At 47.9% G+C, this 16,764-nt stretch carries 17 protein-coding genes and 1 rRNA gene; 1 reads left to right on the forward strand and 17 read right to left on the reverse strand.

Going from position 1 to position 16,764, the window contains the following annotated elements:
* Positions 1-3: 3 nt before the first annotated feature.
* The 16 genes from cysS to ACFO8Q_RS00995 all read right to left on the reverse strand — a co-directional run bounded on the left by cysS (position 4) and on the right by ACFO8Q_RS00995 (position 15,443).
* On the reverse strand, positions 4-1,398 hold the full coding sequence (cysS, locus tag ACFO8Q_RS00920; protein WP_380023589.1) for a cysteine--tRNA ligase: 1,395 nt from the start codon (positions 1,396-1,398) through the stop codon (positions 4-6).
* Entirely contained in the window at positions 1,349-2,044 is a 696-nt protein-coding gene (gene cysE / locus ACFO8Q_RS00925; protein WP_380023590.1) for a serine O-acetyltransferase, read from the reverse strand. Before cysE ends, cysS begins: the two co-directional genes overlap by 50 nt.
* A gap of 539 nt (positions 2,045-2,583) precedes the next feature.
* Positions 2,584-4,032, reverse strand: coding sequence for a glutamate--tRNA ligase (gene gltX / locus ACFO8Q_RS00930; protein WP_380023592.1), 1,449 nt, complete (start codon positions 4,030-4,032; stop codon positions 2,584-2,586).
* A 129-nt stretch (positions 4,033-4,161) separates the two neighbouring features.
* Positions 4,162-4,641, reverse strand: coding sequence for a 2-C-methyl-D-erythritol 2,4-cyclodiphosphate synthase (gene ispF / locus ACFO8Q_RS00935; RefSeq protein ID WP_380023594.1), 480 nt, complete (start codon positions 4,639-4,641; stop codon positions 4,162-4,164).
* Positions 4,642-4,653: 12 nt separating this feature from the next.
* A complete protein-coding gene (gene ispD, locus ACFO8Q_RS00940) occupies positions 4,654-5,340 on the reverse strand; it encodes a 2-C-methyl-D-erythritol 4-phosphate cytidylyltransferase (RefSeq protein WP_380023596.1) in 687 nt (228 codons plus the stop codon).
* Positions 5,341-5,499: 159 nt separating this feature from the next.
* Positions 5,500-6,585: a PIN/TRAM domain-containing protein gene (locus tag ACFO8Q_RS00945; protein WP_380023597.1), complete on the reverse strand. Its 1,086-nt coding sequence runs from the start codon at positions 6,583-6,585 to the stop codon at positions 5,500-5,502.
* 205 nt (positions 6,586-6,790) lie between these two features.
* Positions 6,791-7,519 carry a CDP-diacylglycerol--serine O-phosphatidyltransferase gene (pssA, locus tag ACFO8Q_RS00950; protein WP_380023598.1) on the reverse strand — a complete coding sequence of 243 codons (729 nt, stop codon included), beginning with the start codon at positions 7,517-7,519 and terminating at the stop codon, positions 6,791-6,793.
* An 84-nt stretch (positions 7,520-7,603) separates the two neighbouring features.
* On the reverse strand, positions 7,604-8,680 hold the full coding sequence (gene disA, locus ACFO8Q_RS00955; protein ID WP_380023600.1) for a DNA integrity scanning diadenylate cyclase DisA: 1,077 nt from the start codon (positions 8,678-8,680) through the stop codon (positions 7,604-7,606).
* 4 nt (positions 8,681-8,684) lie between these two features.
* Positions 8,685-10,052: a DNA repair protein RadA gene (radA, locus tag ACFO8Q_RS00960; protein ID WP_380023601.1), complete on the reverse strand. Its 1,368-nt coding sequence runs from the start codon at positions 10,050-10,052 to the stop codon at positions 8,685-8,687.
* 176 nt (positions 10,053-10,228) lie between these two features.
* On the reverse strand, positions 10,229-12,664 hold the full coding sequence (locus tag ACFO8Q_RS00965) for an ATP-dependent Clp protease ATP-binding subunit (protein ID WP_380023602.1): 2,436 nt from the start codon (positions 12,662-12,664) through the stop codon (positions 10,229-10,231).
* Positions 12,665-12,691: 27 nt separating this feature from the next.
* The gene (locus ACFO8Q_RS00970) at positions 12,692-13,762 is read right to left on the reverse strand and encodes a protein arginine kinase (protein WP_380023603.1); all 1,071 of its coding nucleotides are present in this window, start codon (positions 13,760-13,762) and stop codon (positions 12,692-12,694) included.
* Positions 13,763-13,773: 11 nt separating this feature from the next.
* Entirely contained in the window at positions 13,774-14,277 is a 504-nt protein-coding gene (locus tag ACFO8Q_RS00975) for a UvrB/UvrC motif-containing protein (RefSeq protein ID WP_380023605.1), read from the reverse strand.
* A 12-nt stretch (positions 14,278-14,289) separates the two neighbouring features.
* The gene (locus ACFO8Q_RS00980) at positions 14,290-14,751 is read right to left on the reverse strand and encodes a CtsR family transcriptional regulator (RefSeq protein WP_380023617.1); all 462 of its coding nucleotides are present in this window, start codon (positions 14,749-14,751) and stop codon (positions 14,290-14,292) included.
* Between the two features lie 61 nt (positions 14,752-14,812).
* Complete coding sequence (locus ACFO8Q_RS00985) at positions 14,813-15,154, reverse strand: HAD family hydrolase (RefSeq protein WP_380023606.1); 342 nt, start codon at positions 15,152-15,154, stop codon at positions 14,813-14,815.
* Complete coding sequence (locus ACFO8Q_RS00990; RefSeq protein ID WP_380023607.1) at positions 15,139-15,303, reverse strand: hypothetical protein; 165 nt, start codon at positions 15,301-15,303, stop codon at positions 15,139-15,141. The genes ACFO8Q_RS00985 and ACFO8Q_RS00990 overlap by 16 nt, the downstream gene beginning before the upstream one ends.
* On the reverse strand, positions 15,291-15,443 hold the full coding sequence (locus ACFO8Q_RS00995; protein ID WP_380023609.1) for a hypothetical protein: 153 nt from the start codon (positions 15,441-15,443) through the stop codon (positions 15,291-15,293). The genes ACFO8Q_RS00990 and ACFO8Q_RS00995 overlap by 13 nt, the downstream gene beginning before the upstream one ends.
* A 176-nt stretch (positions 15,444-15,619) precedes the next feature.
* On the opposite strand from ACFO8Q_RS00995, the gene ACFO8Q_RS01000 reads away from it, so the two are divergent.
* Positions 15,620-16,186 (forward strand): TetR/AcrR family transcriptional regulator, encoded by a 567-nt coding sequence (locus ACFO8Q_RS01000; RefSeq protein ID WP_380023611.1) that lies wholly within the window; start codon positions 15,620-15,622, stop codon positions 16,184-16,186.
* 234 nt (positions 16,187-16,420) lie between these two features.
* Here ACFO8Q_RS01000 and rrf read toward each other — a convergent pair.
* Positions 16,421-16,535, reverse strand: a 5S ribosomal RNA gene (gene rrf / locus ACFO8Q_RS01005).
* Between the last annotated feature and the right edge of the window lie 229 nt (positions 16,536-16,764).

A 16,764-nucleotide genomic window follows, 5' to 3' on the forward strand; every position in this document is an offset into this window, starting at 1 on the left:
GTTTCACTTCCGTTTCCATCGGACTCCCTGCTGTGTGTCTTCCAGAATAATTCCCATCGCTACCAAACGGTCACGAATTTCATCTGCTTTTTTGAAATCGCGATTTTTGCGAGCCAAAGAGCGTTCCTCGATTAAACGCTCCACTTCCTCCGCCAGTTCATCCTCCTGTTGGTTCGAACCGAGCCCCAGTACATCCGACAATTCGACGAGAGCATCACGGTACATTTCAACAGTGGTTGAATCGGGGTTCCCGCTGTGCAAATGCGAATTCGCTTCCCGCACAAGCTCAAAAACCGCCGCGATTGCATCAGCGGTGTTGAAGTCATCGTTCATCGCCTCAATAAACTTGGCGAGCAAGGAGGCAGGATTGTGTTCCTTGCTGTCAGAATCCCCTTTTTCAGCCGCTGTTAACCAATGGTTCAGATTGGAGATTGCAGTATCGATACGTTCCAACCCTATGGCCGCTTGTTCGATCAGGTCATTGGAGAAATTTATCGGGTTGCGGTAATGTGCGGACAAGAGAAAAAACCGAATGACCCGCGGCTCATACTGCTGCACCAAATCATGCACCAGCACAAAATTCCCCAGCGACTTCGACATCTTCTCATTGTTGATATTAATATACCCATTGTGCATCCAGTAGCGGGCAAATGGCTTTCCGTTCGCAGCTTCCGATTGTGCGATTTCATTTTCATGATGGGGAAAAATCAGGTCATGTCCGCCCGCGTGAATATCCAGTGTATCTCCGAGATATCGTTTGCTCATAGCCGAGCATTCGATGTGCCAACCGGGACGCCCTTCCCCCCACGGAGACGGCCAGCTGACTTCCCCCGGTTTGGCTGCTTTCCACAAGCTGAAGTCCAAAGGATTTCGTTTTTTCTCGGACACTTCAATGCGGGCACCCGCCAGCAGATCTTCAATCGGCTGTTTGGAAAGTTTGCCGTACTCAGTGAACTGGTTGGTGCTGAAATATACATCCCCGTCAACCGCGTAGGCATACCCTTTTTCAACCAACTCTTCAATCATCGAAAGAATTTCCTGCATATGTTCCGTCACGCGGGGATGAACGTCAGCTTTTCGAATCCCCAACAATTCCGAATCCTGAAAATAGGCCTCCACAAACCGATCCGCCACCACTTGCGGATGAACGCCTTGCTCCTTTGCCACCCGGATGATTTTGTCATCCACATCCGTGAAATTCTGTACGTACGTAACTTCAAACCCTTGGTATTGAAGATAACGGCGGATCACGTCAAAGATTAAAAAAGGCCTTGCATTCCCAATGTGAAAATAGTTGTAAACGGTGGGTCCGCATACATACATGCGAACCTTGCCCGGTTCCTGCGGTTTAAACTCTTCCTTTTGACGCGTCAAAGTATTGTAAATTCGAATCGTCATGCGACTTGCCCCCACTTTTCAGTTCTTCCAGTTCGTTTCGCAACGAAATGATTTCCTCTTGCATCTGCTTGATCGCCTCCATTACCGGGTCAGGCAGGTTGCATTGATCCAGATCGTCGGCAAGCCTTCGTCCGTCTTGAATCACCACACGACCCGGGACTCCGACAACTGTCGAATTCGGCGGAACGGGTTTGAGTACAACCGACCCCGCTCCGATCTTTGAATTGTCTCCCACTGTGATCGAACCGAGTACTTTCGCCCCGCTGGCAATCAATACCCGGTTTCCGATCGTCGGATGTCGTTTCCCTTTTTCTTTCCCGGTTCCTCCAAGTGTAACTCCTTGATAGATTGTTACGTCGTCCCCGATTTCAGCCGTCTCCCCAATCACTACACCGGCGCCATGGTCGATAAACAGACGGCGGCCGATGGTTGCCCCGGGGTGGATCTCAATTCCGGTAAAAAAGCGGGCTAACTGAGAAATAAACCGGGCAAGCGTAAAATAGTTTCTCTTGTAAAAAGCATGCGCAATCCGGTACGCCCATAACGCGTGCAAACCGGAATAGGTCAATACCACTTCAAACGTGCTTCTTGCAGCAGGGTCTCGATCAAAAACCGCCCTGATATCCTCCTTCATCAATGAAAACATAAGATTCCCCCCCAAAATCACCCATCAAAGTGACGTGAGCCTTTGCAGCTTATTCCGAGTACTTTGATGGGGCCCCAATAAAATCTTTAAAACAAAAAACCGCCCCTGTTGACCAGAGGCGGTTTGTATCCGCGGTTCCACTCTGTTTACCCACGCATCGCCCATTAAAGTAAAGTAAATCACCCCACAAAGTGATGTGACAAAGCAGCAAACAACGGGAACCGCGGCAATGCCGCGCAAGGTCTCGCTAAATGCTAAAGCACAAGTCTCGCCATGTTGCGGGGACCCCGATAACCACTTATGGGGAATCCGGATCGTTCCTAAACTCCTGGGATGCGGGTCACTCAAAGCCTTGTAACGGAGGCTTCCGTCGGGCATTACTCAGCATTCCGCTTTTCCTCCCGCGAAAGCAAGGGGCATTCAGCGCATTTTCCGTGATCGCCACTTTCAGCCGGATTCCCGATGACGACTCTCTGGCACGTTCCACACACTTACTGGTCCTTGCTGTGCTCTTTCACTTTTTTGTAATTACTATTAGCTTACTCTTTCTCGAGTATTCTTTGCAAGCGGGATATCACCCGTTCCCGGCCCAAAAGCTCCAGGGACCGGTTTAAATCGGGCCCGTGGGCTTGTCCGGTTGCTGCAACCCGGACCGTCATGAACAACGGGCGTCCCTTATAACCTGTTTCTTTCTGGATTTCCTTAAGGGCCGCCTGAATCGCGTTCGCATTCCAGTCGGGAAGTTGTTTCGCTTTTTCCAGAAAAGCGGCCACCACAACCGGGACCTGCTGCTCTTTCAGCACGTCAGCCGCTTCCCCTTCGTAGGCCACTTCTTCCTCAAAGAACTGCTTTGCCAATTCGAGCAACTCCGCTACATAAGCCATTTTCTCTTTATGCAAAGACACTAACGCGGTCACCCACTGGCGATCAAAGGTCTCTCCAATCAATCCCGCCTGCTGAAGCTGTGGGATCGCCAATTCGACAATCCGTTCCGGATCGGCTTGCTTGATATAGTAACCATTCATCCAAGCCAGCTTCTCAGTGTCAAAAACAGCCCCTGATTTGGAGACCCGATCCAACGAGAATGCCTGGATCAGTTCTTCCAGGGAAAAAATCTCCTGCTCCCCGCCCGGTGACCACCCCAACAATGCGAGGAAATTGAGAATCGCTTCCGGTAAATAACCGAGATTCCGATACTGTTCGATAAACTGAATAATCGACTCATCACGCTTGGAAAGCTTTTTCCCGTTCTGATTCAGAATCAAAGATACATGAGCAAATTCAGGAACATCCCAGCCGAAAGCTTGGTAAATCAATATTTGGCGCGGTGTGTTGGAAAGGTGTTCTTCGCCGCGGATCACATGCGTAATTTTCATCAAATGATCGTCAACCGCGACGGCAAAGTTATAGGTCGGGATTCCGTCAGATTTGACAATTACATAATCACCGATGCCGTCCGATTCAAACTGTACATTCCCGCGAACGTGGTCGGTAAAAGTGATCATTTGACCTTCCGGGACACGGAATCGAACCGTCTTTTTTCGGCCTTCCGCTTCAAAAGCTGCTTTTTGATCCTCTGTGAGGTGACGGCATCGTCCCATATACCGCGGCATTTGTCCCTTGGCAACTAGCGCTTCACGTTCTTTTTCAAGCTCTTCCTCGGTGCAATAGCAGGAATAGGCTTTCTCTTCAGCGAGCAGTTGGTCCACGTATTTCTGATAGATGTCCAGACGTTCCATACAGCTGTAGGGGCCAAATTCTCCGCCTACCCCAGGACCTTCATCCCAGTCTAATCCCAGCCACTTAAAATTCTCCAGAAACTTTTCTTCTGCGTTTTGCACATTCCGCGCCTGGTCAGTATCTTCAATCCGCAATACATAAGTACCTCCCAGCTTTTTCGCCAGGAGATAGTTAAAAAGGGCGGTTCGCGCCCCGCCAATATGTAAATGTCCGGTCGGACTCGGTGCATATCTTACTCGTACTGTCATCTGACTCATCCCCTTGAGTGGCCCATCAAAGTGACGCGAAGCTACGACGTTGAATCCGAGCACTTTGATGGGGGCCCGAAAGATTCTTTTAATCCCCATTAAAATAACAATATAGAACTTCTCTTGCTATTAGTCAACCTTAACAAGCAATACAACCGCTTGTGCGGCAATTCCCTCTCCTCGTCCCGTAAAGCCCAATTTTTCAGTGGTGGTAGCTTTGACATTTACCTGAGACAGGTCCGCCTCCAATTCCTTGGCAATTACACCCCGCATTTCTTCAATGTAGGGGGCCAATTTTGGCTTTTGGGCAATTACCGTACAGTCAATATTTCCGAGCCTAAATCCTTTTTCTTTCACTATCCCCCAGACATGGCGAAGCAGTTCGACCGAATCGGCATCCCGATACCGTTCATCCGTGTCAGGGAAGTGCCTTCCGATATCTCCTTCCCCTATCGCCCCCAGCAGTGCATCTTTAACTGTATGCAGCAGAACATCCGCATCCGAATGACCAAGCAAACCCTTTTCATAAGGGATCATTACACCCCCGATGATTAAAGGACGACCTTCCACCAATTGATGCACATCAAATCCGGTTCCAATCCGAAACATGTAATTCCCTCCCTATGCCTGTGGTGATCGAAGAAACGCTTCTGCAATGATTAAATCTTCCGGTGTGGTGATTTTGATATTCCGGTAGGAACCTTCGACAATTCTTACCGAATGGCCCGTCCACTCCACCAAAGAGGCATCATCCGTGCTTCGATATCCACTCTCGCTTGCCTTCTTGTGGGACTCCCGAAGAAGTTTTGCCTGAAACGCTTGAGGTGTTTGGACCGCGTAAAGAGCCTGTCGTGGGATTGTTTCAGCCACAAACCCGTTTTCAACTTTTTTAATCGTATCTTTTACGGGAGTCCCAATCGTTGCAGCGCCATATTCGGCCGCCGATTGAATCACCCGATCAATTTCCGCGGCATTTATAAATGGACGTGCTCCATCATGCACAAGAACCAGTTCAACCGAATCGTCCACCGCTTGCAAACCATTGCGAACCGAATCTTGTCGTTCCGGACCTCCCGCAGCATAACGGATTACACGCCGAATCCCATATTGATCCATCAAACTCTTGGCGTCGTCCAAATCTTCCTCCCCCACAACCAGCACAATTTCCTTAATCAGGGAGGACTCCTCCAACGCCCGTAATGTGCGAATGATCAGAGGGACTCCTGCTATCTCCATGTATGTCTTCTTGACATCGCTTTTCATTCGAGATCCGGTTCCCGCTGCCACCACAATCGCAGAAACTTTCAATTCGACACCCCCACCCCAGCAACATATTCCCCAAGATGTCGTCCATTAAAGTGACGAAGTCTCGCCCGATACATCTTTCCATACCCCAAAAACAAATGAAAAAACGGGTCTCACAAACCGATGAGACCCAATCTGGTTCTACTCCAAAACTTTGCCCAGCTACAGAGCTTTTTCAAGAAGTTTTGGCTTTGCAAAAATCATCCGTCCAGCTGAAGTTTGCAGCACACTGGTCACCATCACTTCCAGCCGTGTTCCGATGAATTCTTTTCCGCCTTCAACCACAATCATTGTGCCATCATCCAAATAACCGATACCCTGGCCGTATTCCTTGCCATCTTTGATGACCTGCACCAGAATTTCTTCTCCAGGAAGCACCACCGGTTTCACCGCATTGGCCAGATCGTTGATATTCAAAACGTCTACTCCCTGAAGCTCACAGACTTTATTAAGGTTAAAATCATTGGTCACAACTTTTCCGTTGATCTGTTTCGCCAGCCGGATTAATTTGGAATCAACTTCTTGGATGTCTTCGAAATCGATTTCCATAATGTTCACTTTAATTTTAAGCTCTTTCTGGATGCGGTTCAGAATATCCAACCCTCTGCGGCCGCGATTTCGTTTTAATACATCGGACGAATCCGCGATATGCTGTAATTCCTCCAGTACGAAAGTAGGAATCACGAGGCTTCCGTCCAAAAATCCGGTCTTTACAATATCCGCAATCCGCCCGTCAATGATGACGCTTGTATCCAAGATCTTGGCGTCACCCAACTTGGCAGGATTTTTTTGTTTGTCCTTCCCGCCAAATCTGCCCGGGAAAAATGAGACCAGTTCTTCACGCTTGCTGTAACCGATTCGGAAACCGAGTATTCCAAGCAAAATACTGGCAAACGCCTGAACCACTTCACCTACCACCGGAATGTTGGTGATTGCAGGAGAAAGCAGGTAGGCAACGATCAGGCCGGCAACGGTTCCGACTATACCGGCAAACAAATCGGATAATGGAGCCCTTAAAAGCTTCTCTTCGAACCAACGAATTAAAGAGACGCTGTAGTTCACCACCCATGCAGTTGCAAGAATAAAGATGGCACCACCTAATGCAGCTCCAAAAAAGGGGGATGTAAAAGGTTGATAATTCAACTGTATAAATTCAAAATGAATGAGTTCAAATAAGTTGGGTCCAAAGGTATAACCCAAAACCATACCAATCGTGGCAAAAAACAAATGAACAATCCTTTTAATCATCCCTTCACCTCCTCATCTTAATTATAGACAAAAATTAGCACTCCAAAAACACAATCTGCAGAAATTCAAGATGTTTTATTATAGGACAAGAGTAACACATGAAAAAAGGGGAGTCAAATTTTAGAAATTTTAATGTTAACATAAATCATTCAATTTCGTCAATATTAATTACAAATTAAAACAGCCCAGGAAGGGCTGTAACGGCTTACATTTCAAATTTGGAATCATACGAATCCTGAACGATCACTTCACGTTTTTTCTTGCGGGAACTATAGTTTTTTTTTAATCCGTAAAGTGCATATAAAGCCAATGGCAGGAAAATGAGTTTGCTTGCCTGCTCAGGATAATAAACAAATACGAACGTTACAAACGCGGCTAACACCGGAATAATCCAATAGGCCGCTCTGGGAATTCCAACTTTTTTGAAGTTCGGATATTTTATACGGGAGATCATGAGATAAGATAGCCCTACCATCGCAATCGGAAGAAACACCCTGGAGGCCGGTATCAAATTATGATACAAAGCCATTGTAGCCAAGATCCCGCCAGCGGCAGTAATCGGAAGTCCGACAAAATAATTCGGGTTGGTGGTCATCACATTAAAACGAGCCAATCGCAGAGCCCCACAAATTGGAAAGATGCTTGTGATCATCATGCCGATCCATCCGAGCTCATGCAGAATCACGCCGTACATGATGAAAGCGGGAGCTACCCCAAAGGAGATCACATCAGATAAGGAGTCCAATTCCCTCCCAAACTCACTGCATACGTCGAGAGCTCTGGCAATGCGGCCATCCAGCCCATCCAGCAGCATTCCGACAATCACCAGAATTGCGGCTAAACCAAATTCATCGTTAAAAGCCAAGATAATTGAGATGATTCCAAGAAATAGATTTCCTATCGTAAAAGCGCTAGGGAGCGCTTTAACAAACATATGGGTACCCCCTGTCAACACTGCCCCAAAAATAATTTTGTTGACGCATCTTGCATTACTTGTATTCTATCCATAATAACCAGATTAGATGTGCCTGTCAATGAACACCTGCTCTTGAATTCTGCGAAGTCCTTCCTTGATCGACCTGGCGCGAACTTCCCCGATTCCCTCCACATCATCCAATTCTTCGATAGAAGCGCTTAGAATCCGAGTGATGCTTGAAAAATGCGACACCAAATTCTCGATGACCGGATGCGGCAGGCGAGGGATTTTGGTCAGGATCCGATACCCGCGTGATGACACCGGTTCATCGGCAATATTCACATCGGTATTGTAGCCGAGAACCCGGACAATCGCTTCCCCGTCGAGCAGATCATCCGCAGACAGAGAATGCAGTTCCGTCAGAATTTGATGGGGCGTCAACTCGGTCTCGCGGCAGAAATCCTTGACAAGCAAGTATGCCTCTTCGTCAACCTTCGACACCAACTCATCAAGCTGCATGGAGATAAGTCGGCCTTCTGTCCCTAGTTCTGTAATATATCGTCGAATTTCATTTTTTATGCGTAAAACCATCTCAATTCTTTGCATAACCATCGCAACTTCATGCAAAGTGACCAATTCTTCAAATTCCAAGGCGCTCAAATTTGTTAAGGATTGATCAAGTACCGCCTTATAACGTTCCAACGTATTGATCGCCTGATTGGCTTTTGAAAGAATTACGCTGATGTCCTTTAATGTATAACGAAAATTGGATTGATAGAGCGTGATCACATCGCGTCGCTGCGAAATGCAAATGACAAGCTGCCCGGTTTGCTTTGCTACCCGTTCCGCCGTACGGTGGCGTGTGCCTGTTTCAAAAGACGGGATGGATGAATCGGGGGTCAACTGGGCATTGGCGATCAAAATCCGTTTCATATCCTCACTTATAATAATGGCCCCATCCATTTTGGCAAGCTCATATAAATTCGCGGGGGTAAATTCACAGTCAATATGAAATCCGCCATCTACGATTTTGTCGACCGTCTCCGTTTGTCCAACCACGATCAGTGCACCCGTCTTCGCCCGAAGCACGTTTTCCAGACCTTCCCGTAAACCGGTTCCTGGCGCGGTTACCCGTAACAGCTTGTTGATCGATGTGTCTTTTTTCATGTCCTCTCTCATATGGTCACCCCCGGAACACAATTTGGAACGCCTGTTGTATACTATCGACACCTACTACCTCAATCCCTGCAGGAGGGGTCCAACCTCTTAGATTCTTGGACGGAATAATGCATCGGGTAAACCCAAGTTTTTGTGCTTCTTTCACACGTTGTTCGATCCGGGAGACCCCCCGGATTTCGCCCGCAAGGCCCACCTCCCCGATAAACACATCATTGGGCCCCATTCCAGTATCTTTGAAGCTGGATGCGATTGCCAGAGCCACTCCCAGATCGACAGCCGGTTCATCCAAGCGGACTCCGCCGACTACATTGATAAAAGCATCCTGGGCACCCACGTATAAACCCATCCGTTTCTCAAGTACCGCCATGATCATCGATACCCGATTATGATCGATTCCGTTGGCATGTCTGCGAGGGTTTCCGAAAGCAGTCGGACTTACCAACGCCTGGATTTCCACCAAAACGGGGCGCGTGCCTTCAACAGATGCTACAACCGCGGAGCCTGGTGCCCCTTGCGAACGTTCTGACAAAAACATTTCGGAGGGATTCCCTACTTCGACAAGTCCTTCTTCCCGCATTTCAAAAATGCCGATCTCGTTTGTGGAACCGAAACGATTCTTTACCGAACGCAAAATCCGATAAGTATGATGGCGTTCCCCCTCAAAATAAAGAACGGCATCCACCATATGCTCCAGCATCCTCGGACCGGCAATGGCACCTTCTTTGGTTACATGGCCCACAATAAACGTGGCGATGCCCGATGTTTTCGCAATGCGCAATAAATGCCCCGTACACTCCCGCACTTGTCCGACAGATCCCGGCGTAGTCCCGACTGCCGGATGAAAAATGGTCTGAATGGAATCGATGATGAGAAAATCCGGCTTCACAGCGGCAATTTGCGCTTCAATCCGGGTAAGGTCGGTTTCGGATAAAATCAAAAGGTTCGGCGTCAGGATATTCAGCCGATCCGCACGGATTTTAATCTGTTGAGCCGATTCCTCACCGGAGACATATAACACTTTAAGTCCCTTTACCGCCAATTGAGAAGACGTTTGCAGCAAAAGGGTCGATTTTCCGATTCCGGGGTCTCCACCGACCAGAACAAGGGAACCGCCAACTATTCCTCCCCCCAGCACCCGATCTGTCTCTGACGATCCCGTTAATACCCGAGGTTCCTGTGATATATCAATCGCATCGATGCTTTCCGCCTTCGAATCGTTTGCTGACAAACCTGACGGTATGCCTGCTCTAGCCGGACGCTCGACTTCTTCTACCATCCGGTTCCAAGTGTGACACCCGGGACATTTGCCCATCCATTTGAGGCTTTCAAAGCCGCATTCTTGACACACAAATTTGATCTTTGCTTTGGCCATTGCTTCTCTGGTTTCTCCCGTTCACATAAAATAATTGCGATCTTACATACACGTATATGTACTCGCCAGTCATCTGGTACCTTGCGGGCTTCCTCTTAGCATTAATTATACCATAGCCTGTTTGTCGGATAACAAAAAAGAGAACGGCCAAAGGCACGTTCTCTTCGCAGCCGGACTTATACCTCCGCCGGATAATGCTCCATTTTGGTCACTTTTAACCGATCGCCTTCCACATCGATCTTCACGCGGTCTCCGCGTTGGATCGATCCCGTAAGCAGTGCTTCCGACAGGTTATCCTCGATATGACGCTGGATTGCGCGCTTGAGCGGCCGGGCACCGTATGTCGGATCGAATCCTTCTTTCGCCAGGAAAGATTTTGCTTCCTCCGACAACAGGAAATCGATGTCATGTTCCTTCAAGCGCTTGCGAAGATCGTCGGCCATCAGGTTGACGATCTCTTTGATATGTTCTTCCGCCAACGGATGGAAGACAATGATCTCGTCAATCCGATTGAGGAATTCCGGACGGAATTGCTTTTTTAACTCGTCCATGACTTTATCCTTCATATCGATGTAGTCCGCTTCTTTTGTTGCGGTAAAGCCCAAGGCGCCGCCTTTACGGATGGTTTGGGCACCCACGTTGGATGTCATGATCACAATCGTATTGCGGAAGTCTACCGTTCTGCCCTTCGCATCGGTGAGTCGTCCGTCGTCCAACAATTGAAGCAGCACGTTGAATACTTCCGGATGCGCCTTTTCAATCTCATCCAACAGCACTACAGAATAAGGTTTACGGCGCACTGCTTCTGTCAACTGCCCGCCTTCCTCATATCCGACATATCCCGGAGGGGCTCCAACCAGGCGCGAGGTGGTGTGTCGCTCCATATACTCGGACATGTCGATTCGAATCATGGCGTTTTCATCACCAAACATCGCTTCCGCGAGAGCTCTGGCCAATTCGGTTTTTCCGACACCTGTCGGTCCGAGGAAGATGAAGGATCCAATCGGGCGCTTTGGATCTTTAAGACCGGCACGAGCTCGGCGAACTGCACGGGAGATTGCTTTAACTGCCTCTTCCTGTCCGATCACCCGGTTATGCAGGATTTCTTCCATATTCATCAGCCGCTCGCTCTCTTCTTCCGCAAGCTTCCGAACCGGAATCCCCGTCCACATTGCTACAATATCTGCAATGTCTTCAGATGTTACAACCGTGTCTTTTTTCACTTGGTTTTGCTGCCATTCAAGTTTGCGGGATTCCAGCTCTTCCCGGAGCTTTTGCTCTTTGTCACGCAGAGAGGCCGCTTTTTCAAACTCTTGGCCCTGCACGGCAGATTCCTTCTCGAATCGGACTTCCTCAAGTCTTTCTTCCAACTCTTTCAAATTTGGCGGCTGTGTATGAGTGCGGAGCCTTACCCGGGATGCTGCTTCATCAATCAGATCAATCGCTTTATCAGGCAGGAAGCGGTCAGTAATATAACGGTCGGACAGACGAACCGCAGCTTCCAATGCCTCGTCGGAGATTTTGACGCGATGGTGAGCTTCATATCGGTCACGCAGACCGTGGAGGATTTGAATTGCATCTTCCACGTTTGGCTGATCGACCATAATCGGCTGGAATCTTCGCTCCAAGGCCGCATCTTTTTCGATGTGTTTGCGATATTCATCCAAAGTGGTCGCGCCAATGCATTGAAGCTCTCCGCGTGCCAGTGCGGGTTTCAGAATGTTGGAAGCGTCGATCGCTCCTTCCGCACCACCAGCACCAATCAAAGTATGCAATTCGTCGATAAACAGAATGATGTTTCCGGCCTGGCGAATTTCATCCATGATCTTTTTCAGTCGGTCTTCAAATTCGCCGCGGTATTTTGTTCCCGCTACAACCGTCCCCATGTCGAGCACCATAACACGCTTGTTGCGGAGAGTTTCCGGGATCTCGTTTTCCACAATGCGTTGTGCCAGTCCTTCTGCTATGGCCGTTTTCCCGACACCGGGTTCACCGATCAGCACCGGGTTATTTTTGGTTCGACGGGACAATACCTGAATGACGCGTTCAATTTCTTTTGCCCGACCGATAACCGGATCCAATTTCCCATCTCGGGCCATATTCGTCAGATCACGGGCAAGCGAGTCTAACGTCGGAGTATTTGCGTTTTGCGGAGACTCCTGATTGTTATCGTTCACGTCGCCTCCCAGCAATTGCAGAACTTGCTGTCGGGCTTTGTTCAGGGATACCCCCAAATTCGACAGGACACGTGCGGCAACTCCTTCGCCTTCACGAATCAGCCCCAGCAAAATATGCTCGGTTCCAACATAGTTATGCCCGAGTTTGCGCGCCTCATCAATCGACAATTCAATTACTTTCTTCGCGCGTGGAGTATAAGCCATGCCGCCTGTTTGTCCTTGACCGCGCCCAATGATTTTTTCCACTTCTTTTTGGACTTTGTCACTGGATAATCCCAGGCTGACCAAAGCTTTTGCGGCAATTCCTTCGCCCTCCCGTACAAGACCAAGAAGAATATGCTCTGTGCCTACACCCGAATGCCCCAAACGGCTTGCTTCTTCCTGAGCCAAGGCCAATACTTTTTGTGCACGTTCAGTAAATCGTCCAAACATCATCTATACCACCCCTTTTACAAAATGTATTTATTGTAAAGCAGAATCTGAACGCAAACGTTCCCTAATAATCGATGCCCGCCTCCAATCCCTTTCCCCGGGAGCCAATTCCTTTCCGGTTAACTTTTGCAAAAATGCGGGACGGGTCATAACCATCAATTCTTTTAGGATTCCTGCTGAAACACCCTTGATTAAGTGGAGGTCAATTCCAAGCTTAATGTCCGACAGCCTTTGCATCGATTCTTTAGATTCGATTTTTCTCGCATATGCCAAAATTCCGTAAGATCTCCATATGCGGTCTTCCAAAGCTTCCCTGTTCTCACGCAGCAATTGGTTGCGGGCAGCACGTTCATGTTCGAGTATCTGTTTGACAACCCCTTGGAGATTCTCAAGAATTTCATCTTCCGATTGTCCCAAAGTAATCTGATTCGACACCTGGAACAGATTGCCCGTCGCGTCGCTGCCTTCGCCGTAAAGCCCGCGAACAACCAAACCAACTTGAGAAATTGCAGATAAGATTCGGTTAATTTGATTGGTCAGTACAAGCCCGGGCAGATGCATCATTACGGAAGCCCGTATTCCGGTACCGACATTCGTTGGACAGGATGTCAAAAATCCATATTTTTCGTCAAATGCATAATCCAGTTTCATTTCTAGAATATCATCAATCCGGCTTGCTGACAGCCATGCATTGCGAACCTGAAATCCAGGGAAAATGCACTGAATCCGCAAATGATCTTCCTCATTGATCATGACCGAAACCGATTCGTTCCCCAATACGGCAAAAGCACTGCGCCTGTCCTCCTCAGCCAAAGCGGGAGATATAATGTGTTTTTCTACAAACACCTGCCGTTCAACGTCTGACAGTTCCCGGCTGCGGAACAATTCAAATTTCCCAATCCGCTGCATTTCAGGACTCGAAAGCGCTTTGCGAACTTCCTCCACAATCGCTTCCGCATCACTGTCCGTCAACAACACCGGAAACGGATACCGGGCAAGATTGCGTGCAATCCGAATACGCGTCGAAATTACTATATCTGATTCGGGCCCATCTTCCTTCATCCATGTGGGGCTTGTGTTAAGAAATTCATGAATGGACATCTTGACACCCCCTAAGTCCCTAGTTGCTTCTCCAGTTCCCGGATTTTGTCCCTGAGAACGGCTGCTTCCTCAAACTTTTCCGTCTGTACGGCCGCCTGCAACTGGGCTCGTAGTTTATCCAAATCCCGTTTGGCTTTTATCTTTCCGCCGGTTCTCTGCGGTACTTTTCCGATATGGGTTGTGGATCCGTGCACCTTCCGAACCAGAGGCTCTAAACGGGAACGAAAATGTTGATAACACTCCGTACACCCGAAACGGCCGATCTGACTAAACTGATTGTAGGTTAATCCGCATTTGCTGCATCGTGGCGGTGCCGATACAGCGGCACCCGGCGATTCAAAATTTAACAATCCGGATAACAAGCTGTTCAGGGAAAACCCGGCCGCCGCCTTGTGCATCCATTCTCCTTTTTCTCTGGCGCATGGCTCGCACAGATGAAATTCACTTTTGTCACCTTGGATGATCTTCGTGAAATGGACGGTGGCTTGCCGCTGCCCACATTCCTGACACTTCATGCAGAATCCCTCCTATCCTTTCAGAATCGCTCGAATCATAGCAATCAGCAGATTCGCTCGAAGACGGTCCCGTTCAGGAATCGCGGCTTGCAAGACATCGCGGTGTACGGCCGCTTCAAGCATTCGCGCCTCACGGTCAGTGATAATTTCTTCTTCAAGCAATCGTTCAATGATTCCTTCCGCTTCCCGTTGCGTAATTTGGGATCCAATCAACTTCACTACCGCTTGATAAAGAGTACAGTCCGGATCGAGTTCCACTTTGCGAATTCGGATAAATCCACCGCCGCCGCGTTTCGATTCAACGATATACCCTTTTTGGAAAGTAAATCGGGTGCTTATGACATAATTGATCTGTGAAGGAACGCATTGAAAGCGATCCGCCAGCTCACTGCGCTTCACATCTACAAAACCGGCGTTACCGGACTTTAAGATTTGCTTTATATACTGTTCAATGATATCGGAGATATTACTCAGAGCGACCACCTCCCATCATTGACTTTGACTATTATTGACCTTTAATTAAATTATATCCACTCTATTTTCGAATTGCAATATCAAACCAGCACAAAATTTCCTCAAATCGGCGAATAATACGATCCGCCCCGTCCAGTTCCCCGGGTCTGGCGAACCCAAAATCACAACCGATCACAAAGAGTCCATTTGCTTTTCCGGCACGAACATCCGATTTTCGATCTCCCACCATTACGGCATCACGCTCCTCGGTATCGAGCAGCAGTTTTTCAACCAGCTCTTCTTTGCGTGAAGTCTTAAACTCACCCGCTGAATAGATCCGGTCAAAATAACTATCAATGCCTTTTGCACGAGCCACACCTTTTACATAAGGTTCCCCTCCATTAGACGCTATATACAGGCGCATCCCTTGATTCCATAGTGCTGCAGTGTCTTTTTTACTTCGGGATACAGCTGTCCATTTCCTTCTTCCAGAAGACGCGGTTCTTCTTCAAGCAGCCACCCATCCGCTGTTGCCCGTTGATGGTCGGTTGCATCAGGAATCATTTTTCCCATATGTCTGCCGTCGTCATCCCAAATACCTGCGTAATCTCATCTGGGTTCGGCAGCTCCTTTTTATTATAGATTCCCACTGCTTGCAACCTCTCAAAAGTTTTTTGAAAGGCCGGAACCGCCAGTTGCTCAGTTTGAAACAATGTACCGTCAAGATCAAAAATAAAAGCGCCAATTTTTCATATGTACCCCCATAGTTTTGAACAAACTTTTTGAACAAACATTGAAAAAAAAGGGAAAACCAAGTATATATGATACAATACTAAAAAGTCGAATTCTGTCACTTTGAATGGTGGATCTGAAAGGAAGCGAGCATTGCATGTCAAACAAATACGAAGAGATTGCCCAGGCAGCGATTAAATTGTTTGAACAAAAAGGCTATCATGCGACCTCCGTCCAAGACATTGCGGATGAAGTAGGTCTGCAAAAAGGAAGCCTTTACCACTATATCTCCAGCAAAGAAGAACTGTTGATGAAAATTACTCAGCAGTCAATCAGCGGATTCAACCGCCGGCTTGAAAAAATCATCGAGACCCAAGTATCAGCCAAAGATCGATTGATTCTTGCCATCCAGAATCATGTAGTAAGCGTGGCGGCCAACCTCGAAATGACAACCGTTCTGCTGCGTGAAGCTTTGTCTTTGGAACCGGAGCATCATACCGTCATCAAAAATGAAACGGATCGTTACCTGAGTCTTTGGGCTCAAATTATTGATGAAGGTGTAAAAGCAGGCGAATTTAAACCTGGCAACAGCCGCTTAATCGCTCTCGCAATTCTCGGAAGCTGCAACTGGGTATACCGTTGGTATCAAGAAGGCGGGAAACTTACACCCGAAGAAATCGGTTCTTATTTTGCCCATATTTTTATTGACGGCATTAAAAAATAATCTATTCTTCCCCTAGCTTTTCATATGGTCCAGTAAGACCGGGAGAGCGAGGGAGTTTTTTTGTACAAGCTACTATACAAAATTCTTGCAAGGGTATGAATTTGTTACCGGAGTTTTTGAACCTCCAAAACAACATGCTGTAAATACAAAAGTACGCCCTAGCCAATGGCTAAGGCGTACTTTGAAATTCGGATTTCATCAAAAAGACCTGATCAACAGATCAGGTCTTATGGTGCCTAGCAACGACCTACTCTCCCAGGGCTCGTGCCCAAGTACCATCGGCGCTGGAGAGCTTAACTTCCGTGTTCGGGATGGGAACGGGTGTGTCCTCTCCGCCATTGTCACTAGACATGCAGGGATGTTGTACGACTTGATTCCATCCGTCAGACCCACAAGGGGTTGCAGACCTCATCAGGGATTTACAGACCCTTTTCAGGACTTTCAGAGCCTTCAAAGGACTTTCAGCAACCACTTTAAGAGGCTTTCAGCAACTTTAAGGGGCTTTCATACCCTTATTTTGCTTTTTTCGGGATGGAATCTTTAAGTCCCCGAAACACCCTTATTTCCTGTTTGCTCCC

It is taken from the genome of Effusibacillus consociatus, assembly GCF_042652925.1.
Classification (GTDB): domain Bacteria; phylum Bacillota; class Bacilli; order Tumebacillales; family Effusibacillaceae; genus Effusibacillus; species Effusibacillus consociatus.

Bases quoted from the DNA above. Each gene is read 5' to 3' on its own strand.
- ACFO8Q_RS00970 (WP_380023603.1), bottom strand. From the start codon at position 13,762: ATGTCCATTCATGAATTTCTTAACACAAGCCCCACATGGATGAAGGAA.
- radA (WP_380023601.1), bottom strand. From the start codon at position 10,052: ATGGCCAAAGCAAAGATCAAATTTGTGTGTCAAGAATGCGGCTTTGAA.
- gltX (WP_380023592.1), bottom strand. From the start codon at position 4,032: ATGACAGTACGAGTAAGATATGCACCGAGTCCGACCGGACATTTACAT.
- ACFO8Q_RS00975 (WP_380023605.1), bottom strand. From the start codon at position 14,277: ATGAAGTGTCAGGAATGTGGGCAGCGGCAAGCCACCGTCCATTTCACG.
- ACFO8Q_RS00990 (WP_380023607.1), bottom strand. From the start codon at position 15,303: ATGGGAAAAATGATTCCTGATGCAACCGACCATCAACGGGCAACAGCG.
- ACFO8Q_RS00945 (WP_380023597.1), bottom strand. From the start codon at position 6,585: ATGATTAAAAGGATTGTTCATTTGTTTTTTGCCACGATTGGTATGGTT.
- ACFO8Q_RS00985 (WP_380023606.1), bottom strand. From the start codon at position 15,154: ATGCGCCTGTATATAGCGTCTAATGGAGGGGAACCTTATGTAAAAGGT.
- ACFO8Q_RS00965 (WP_380023602.1), bottom strand. From the start codon at position 12,664: ATGATGTTTGGACGATTTACTGAACGTGCACAAAAAGTATTGGCCTTG.
- cysE (WP_380023590.1), bottom strand. From the start codon at position 2,044: ATGTTTTCATTGATGAAGGAGGATATCAGGGCGGTTTTTGATCGAGAC.
- cysS (WP_380023589.1), bottom strand. From the start codon at position 1,398: ATGACGATTCGAATTTACAATACTTTGACGCGTCAAAAGGAAGAGTTT.
- ispF (WP_380023594.1), bottom strand. From the start codon at position 4,641: ATGTTTCGGATTGGAACCGGATTTGATGTGCATCAATTGGTGGAAGGT.
- pssA (WP_380023598.1), bottom strand. From the start codon at position 7,519: ATGTTTGTTAAAGCGCTCCCTAGCGCTTTTACGATAGGAAATCTATTT.
- ACFO8Q_RS01000 (WP_380023611.1), top strand. From the start codon at position 15,620: ATGTCAAACAAATACGAAGAGATTGCCCAGGCAGCGATTAAATTGTTT.
- disA (WP_380023600.1), bottom strand. From the start codon at position 8,680: ATGAGAGAGGACATGAAAAAAGACACATCGATCAACAAGCTGTTACGG.